Raw genomic sequence first — 6,438 nt, forward strand, 5'->3', positions numbered from 1 at the left:
GCCAAATTGAAATTTTACTAATTCAGCCAGTCTTATTTGAGATGGAAAAGCTTCCACTAAAGCATCTCTTAATTGTTTGTATTGTTGTCCAGTAAGTCCCATATATCAATTACCAATTACCCATTCTCTTAGGGAAGCGAAAAGTTTGAGGCATATAAAAGCTAGGTGAATAGCTTTCTGTAGCTTTTCCATGAACTACCAAAGCATCCAAACGCATCTGTGCATCACCAAACCATGATATCTTGAAGCCTGACAGCAAGATTAACTGGTTTTACCTGAGTCGTCGACTCACGAATACTACGGGAAACTTCCGGAGTAAACTCTTGTTCTATTTCTTGAAGATAGGTGTTTTCAGGAACAACCGCTTCATCAATCAGCCATTGTTCTTCTGTCATAAATATCTTGAATTATATTGTTATTATTTGAATAGAGAAAATAGCATGCGAGTTATGTTTTTGTGAAGCAAGTTGCATGACTACTTGTTATGTCCATAGCATTTTAGGATAAATCTGGTTTTTTCCCGTAAATATTAAATATTGCTTTGATAGGTTGTCGTAGTCGTTTGACAAGCTTATAAATGCTGTATAACGGATTAAAAAGATAAAAGCATAGATATCCGTTCTTAAGATAACTATCCTAATCTATTATCAAATCTCATCCGTTGCAAACCTCATCAATTAGCAAATTTTATACATTTATCAATCATTCTTGCTCACAGTACTAAGCACTGACATTTCTTGAATTCGCCATGCATTATTGACCATTACCAAATCGTATTTAACCCGAATCGTTTCGTTATAAGACTTGCGGTTATTGATTTGACCATTTTGATAAAACTTGGCTGCTTCCGTCACCGATGCAACGACACTAGCATTCTTTTCATCAATGGGAGTGACTTTCAAACTAGTCGAATCTAATCTGTGCTGGAACATTCGATAGCGATTCGCTGCTTTCTCCTGACGCACAATTCTTTCCCATTGTGATAATGACTGACCGGTCAAAGCTTGTCTTAAACTATCAATGTCGTGTCTTTGTCCCAAAGCGCGGGTTTTTGCAAGTAACCAGTTACGAATTACAGTTTCAGCAGTACTTTTGCTGATTTTTCCTGCTGTTGACTTGGGTGTTTTATTTGGATCGGGAATTTTTATCGGTGGTTCATTAATTGCAATTGCTAACTGTTCTTCTGGTTTAGCTGTTGGTGGAGACAAAATATTTTTCATCCATCCCCAAGCTGTACTTCCCAACAAGAAAATCAAAGCTACCCCAGCAACAGAAGCTAATAGCAATCTAATTCGGCGATCTATCCCAACCGAAATGTAACTAGAATTTGGTCTTTGCAAATTACCCTGATGGATATTTCCTTGGTGAGTGTCTGAGGTGCGGGAATTAGTTCGAATACGCTGACGCCTGGATGTTGCAGTCGCTCCAACATTTGTATTCTTTGAACCGTTTAAATGCGAACCGTTTAAGTGGGAAGCATTTAAATGCGAACCAGAGATGTTTGAATTTGACTGGACTTCTCGACTAAATCGTTCTCGAGTATCTGTGGGTACAGATGTTATGTGTGTGTTACCGTTATTTGTCTGTAATGATTTTCTTGAAGAATAAGAATTAGAAGAATAAGAATAATCTTGTCTTTTGGAATTTTGATGATCGGAAAATCTTTGGCGATCAGAGTTATTTATCTCCTGGGATTGTCGATAATTTACATTTCTACTATTGGGACTTTGAGAAGTATTTGCTCGTGCAGTTTTATGGGTTGAATTTTGATATGTGGAATTTTGATGTTGAGAATTTTGATGTTGAGAATTTTGATTATTAAACTTCCACTCTTTTCTTACTTCTCGTTCCACAGGTAAAGCTTCCAAATAAGCTTGCACTTGTGAATCAGCAAAATAATCTTTCAGGGAAACCTGTTGGTTTACTAGGTCGCGAAAATGGGCAAACACTTCATTTTGTAACCATCGCTCGCTGTAAAGACAAAGCCCTGGTAACAAGTCAGGAGAATTTTGGGAATTTTCGCGGATAAAAGCTAAAGCTTCATACTCTTGAGAAAGTTCTAAAGCATAAATTGCTTCTTCCGTTTGTCCCAATAATAAGGCACACAAAGATTGTTCCAAATGCACATCTTGACGCTTCCCCAAACTCATCAGCATTTTCTTCCCTTGACGGATCAATGCTGGTTGACGTTGGGCAAATCCACGTGCTATCAAAGCATAAACAGCTAAGTAAGTAGCCACAGCAGAAGGACGCCTACTTTCGGCCTCAAAGATTTTTTGTTGTTCGGCAGCTGTTAAATAATGACGTAACTGCTGAATAAAACGTAGGAAATCATCAATGTTTAATCCAGATCTGTCATCCCCATCGCCATCTATTCCATGACGTTGCTCTAAAACTTCTTCTAATAACCGCAAACCCTGCTGTCTTTCAGCTTTTTTCTCCAAAGGTAAAGCTAGTAACTCCAAAATCCGATAGGGACATAACCGGTCGAGATCTGATTGAATTTCCGCTTGAATATTAGGGAACATATTTTCCCGATACAAAAGTTCTCTACCTGTTTCAAGAGAAGTCGCGGCATTTTCATGATTACCTTGTTGCCATTCTTCCCGACCTAATTCCAAACAAGCAAGAGCAACAGTAAGGACAATATCAGGACGTTCGCCGGGATCGAATCTGGGTTTATCTTGAGTTAATTGTCTATCTAAAGCTTGGGATACTGAATTATTAGTTATATAAGGACTACCCAACTTTAAAACAAGTTCGTATTCTCCCAACTCCTGAAGAATCAACAAAGCACCTACGAGTTCATCTTCGGCTATTTCTATATTTAAAGATTGAGGTTCTGTGTCGCCAACACTATCTTGTACTCGTTCCTCAACAGCCACTGTACCGTCGGTTGTATCATCCGGGTAATATGAATTTGATAGATATAGTCGATCGTAGGCTTTACGATCTTTCGGATTAGATAAAACCACGTAAGCTTCTTCTATGAGTTGTTTGCGAGAATCTATTGCTGCTTGGGAGTATTCGCGACGTGGTAATCCGACCATGCGATCACTATAAGCCTGCCGCAACTGTTCCTCACTTGCCGCCAATGGTAGTCCTAAAATTCGGTAGTAATCTAGCGGAATTCGCACAGCCTATTTCCCCTGCAGCGCGATCGACATAAAAAATTTACCTATAGTCTTTTTGGTTTATAAAAATTTGCTTTGTTACGCCGTGCCACAATAATAACGTTTTACCCCCGTATCACAAGTATTAACTGTAACAACTTTATATTCATTACTACTTGGGAAATTATTAGTTTGGATAGTACGTGGAAGCCTTATGTAATGGCGTATGACGTTCATTTATCTAGATATTTTATTTATAAAAAAATGTGGTTACATTGTTTTCTTTGAGAATTTCATAATTTCATAATATTTACCTCCTACAGTTTTTTAGCTTACGGTATAAATAATGCACTTACATAAGTATAGTTATATGTTTTAGAGTTGGTGGATATCTAGATTTCAACCGTGAAGCTGAAGCTTGATATAGCGTACTTTTAACTCAGGGAACATCAGGATAAGTTTACATAATTAAAGCTGATGCTATGAGAAACAAATATTACCATTTAATGAAGTGCTGCGCAATCACCTAGAGAGGTATCTAAATTTTTGCTAGTAGTTTTAAGGCTTTTAGTCTCTGAAGCTCTGAGGGTTTGAGGTTTTTGGGAAGGCCAGATTGAAATTTTAATATATACGATTTAAGGTTTTGTTATTTAGATGTGTTTGTTGTGGCTTGATTATTTGTAGTTAAAATTTATAGCTTCAAAGATTCGTCACAAAACATCGTAATTCATCATCCATCTATTAGGTTATTTCCTTCAAGTCAAAGCTTCTTAATGCATCACATTATGACTTGACGATAATTTTTTCTTCTCCCAATTTTGAAGCCAAACTAGATTGAAAAAACAAATAAATAAATTATGATTGATAACTACAATTGATTAAAACGGGTCAAACTGTGGGAAATCGTAGCTAAAAATCAATGAAATTAGTTTATCTAAAATGGTAACTTTAAATTTTATAGGGGAACTGGAGAAATAATGGTTCAAGAACGCACACTACCGAACTTTAATGCAGCCACAGCCCAGATAACCAAACAGGAAGGATTGCGGTTATACGAAGACATGGTTTTAGGGCGTGTGTTTGAAGATAAATGCGCTGAAATGTACTACAGGGGCAAAATGTTTGGTTTTGTCCACCTTTACAACGGTCAAGAAGCGGTTTCAAGCGGTGTTATTCAAGCAATGCGACCTGGTGAAGATTTTGTTTGTAGCACCTACCGCGACCACGTACACGCCCTCAGCGCAGGTGTCCCAGCAAAAGAAGTCATGGCAGAACTTTTTGGTAAAGCCACAGGCTGTTCTAAAGGACGGGGTGGGAGCATGCATATGTTCTCTGCTGAGCATAAACTGTTGGGAGGTTACGCCTTTGTCGCCGAGGGAATTCCCGTTGCTGCAGGTGCAGCCTTTCAATCTAAGTACCGGCGTGAAGTTTTGGGTGATGAAAATGCTGATCAGGTCACAGCTTGCTTTTTTGGCGATGGGGCTTGTAACAATGGTCAGTTTTTTGAAACCTTAAATATGGCAGCATTATGGAAGCTGCCAATTATTTTTGTGGTAGAAAATAATAAGTGGGCAATTGGTATGGCTCACGATCGCGCTACTTCCGATCCAGAAATTTACAAGAAAGCCAGCGTATTTAACATGGTTGGTGTGGAAGTAGATGGAATGGATGTCTTAGCAGTCCATGAAGTGGCTAAGAAAGCCGTTGCTCGTGCCCGGGCGGGAGAAGGTCCGACACTGATTGAAGCTTTGACTTATCGTTTCCGGGGTCATTCCTTAGCCGATCCAGATGAAATGCGGACCCAGGACGAAAAAGAATATTGGTTTTCCCGCGATCCAATTAAAAAGTTTGCAGCTTATCTTCAAGAGCAAAATTTAGCTTCTCAAGAAGAAATCAAAAGTATTGATAAGAAAATCCAAGAACTTATTGATGAAGCAGTAAAATTTGCTGAAAGTAGTCCCGAGCCAGATCCTAGTGAACTATATCGCTTCATATTTGCTGAAGATAATTAAAAATTGGGTAATGGGTAATGGGTAATGGGTAAAAGCCCGCGCCTTACGGCGTTAGCAAAGCGTGACACGACAGTGTCATTGTGGTAATTGGTAGTTGGTAATTAGCAGTTTCCAGTTCCAATCCCTAATCCCCAATCCCCAATCCCTAATCCCCAATCCCTAATCCCCAATCCCCAATCCCTAATCCAAAAAAAATCGTGTTTTCTATTTCTCTTCAACAGAAACAGTACAAAACTTATATCCTCAGCGATCAAACTACTGATTCCGAGTTGGAAGTTGTTCCGGAACGTGGTGGTATCATCACCAAATGGCGCGTTGGGGGTAAAGATATTCTTTACTTGGACGAACAACGATTTGCAGACCCACAATTAAGCGTGCGTGGTGGAGTTCCAATTTTATTCCCCATTTGTGGCAACTTACCCGATAATACCTACACTTACGAAGATCAACAGTACACACTCAAACAACATGGTTTTGCTCGTAATTTACCTTGGAAAGCCCAAGGAATGGTTAGTGATGAAGGAGTAAGAATTAAACTAACTCTCAATAGTTGTGAGCAAACACGGTTAGTTTATCCATTTGATTTTAGCTTGTGCTTTACTTACAAGATCCATGGTGAGACCTTAGAAATTCAGCAGTGCTATTCTAATCTTTCTAATTCTGCACCAATGGTATTTTCCACTGGTTTCCATCCATATTTCCTAACTACTGATAAAACTCAGCTACAGTTTGAAATTCCTTCGCCGGAGTATCAAGACCAAAATACCAAAGATATTCACAAGTTCAACGGAAAGTTCGACTTCGAACGAGATGAAATTGATGTGGCGTTTAAGCAATTAAACAGTCAATCAGCCACTACTATCGACCATAGTCGTAAATTGAAACTAAAATTCGATTACGATGATACCTTTTCAACTTTAGTTTTCTGGACCCTTAAAGGTAAAAACTTTTATTGTTTAGAGCCTTGGAGCGCTCCACGCAACTCTTTAAATACTGGTGAAAGTTTAATTACTCTAGAGCCAGAAGCTGACTACTTGACTACTTTCCGCTTGACCGCAAATTTTTTCTAGATTTTTTTCAAAATCTTTTACCAAATTTGAAAAGTTTATGCTATTATTCGATAGTCGCTGGTTGAAAACGAGAAATCAATAAAAACCAAGGAGCGTCATCTTTTTAATGATGATTGTCCTGAAAGTGACAAATTCAGATCTAATAGGTATAAACTTAATAGGTCAACGGGTTGCTAACTCAACGGTAGAGTACTCGGCTTTTAACCGATTAGTTCTGGGTTCGAATCCCAGGCGACCCATATA

At 38.6% G+C, this 6,438-nt stretch carries 5 protein-coding genes and 1 tRNA gene; 3 read left to right on the top strand and 3 right to left on the bottom strand.

The window, feature by feature from the left end:
- From QNJ50_RS28145 to QNJ50_RS28155, 3 genes are all read right to left on the bottom strand, one after another.
- The coding region (locus QNJ50_RS28145) for an effector-associated domain EAD1-containing protein (RefSeq protein ID WP_300642420.1) at positions 1–102 on the bottom strand (102 nt) is incomplete at its 3' end.
- A 122-nt stretch (positions 103–224) separates the two neighbouring features.
- Positions 225–395 carry a hypothetical protein gene (locus QNJ50_RS28150; protein WP_300642409.1) on the bottom strand — a complete coding sequence of 57 codons (171 nt, stop codon included), beginning with the start codon at positions 393–395 and terminating at the stop codon, positions 225–227.
- 303 nt (positions 396–698) lie between these two features.
- Positions 699–3,137 carry an IMS domain-containing protein gene (locus QNJ50_RS28155; RefSeq protein WP_300642412.1) on the bottom strand — a complete coding sequence of 813 codons (2,439 nt, stop codon included), beginning with the start codon at positions 3,135–3,137 and terminating at the stop codon, positions 699–701.
- Positions 3,138–4,090: 953 nt separating this feature from the next.
- Between QNJ50_RS28155 and pdhA the strand changes: the two genes are divergently transcribed.
- The 3 genes from pdhA to QNJ50_RS28170 all read left to right on the top strand — a co-directional run bounded on the left by pdhA (position 4,091) and on the right by QNJ50_RS28170 (position 6,434).
- On the top strand, positions 4,091–5,125 hold the full coding sequence (gene pdhA, locus QNJ50_RS28160; protein ID WP_300642415.1) for a pyruvate dehydrogenase (acetyl-transferring) E1 component subunit alpha: 1,035 nt from the start codon (positions 4,091–4,093) through the stop codon (positions 5,123–5,125).
- A gap of 197 nt (positions 5,126–5,322) precedes the next feature.
- Positions 5,323–6,195, top strand: coding sequence for an aldose epimerase (locus QNJ50_RS28165; protein ID WP_300642417.1), 873 nt, complete (start codon positions 5,323–5,325; stop codon positions 6,193–6,195).
- Between the two features lie 167 nt (positions 6,196–6,362).
- Positions 6,363–6,434 (top strand) — tRNA-Lys (locus QNJ50_RS28170).
- Positions 6,435–6,438: the final 4 nt, after the last annotated feature.

The sequence above is a fragment of the Mastigocoleus sp. MO_188.B34 genome (genome assembly GCF_030065675.1).
Lineage (GTDB): Bacteria > Cyanobacteriota > Cyanobacteriia > Cyanobacteriales > Nostocaceae > Mastigocoleus.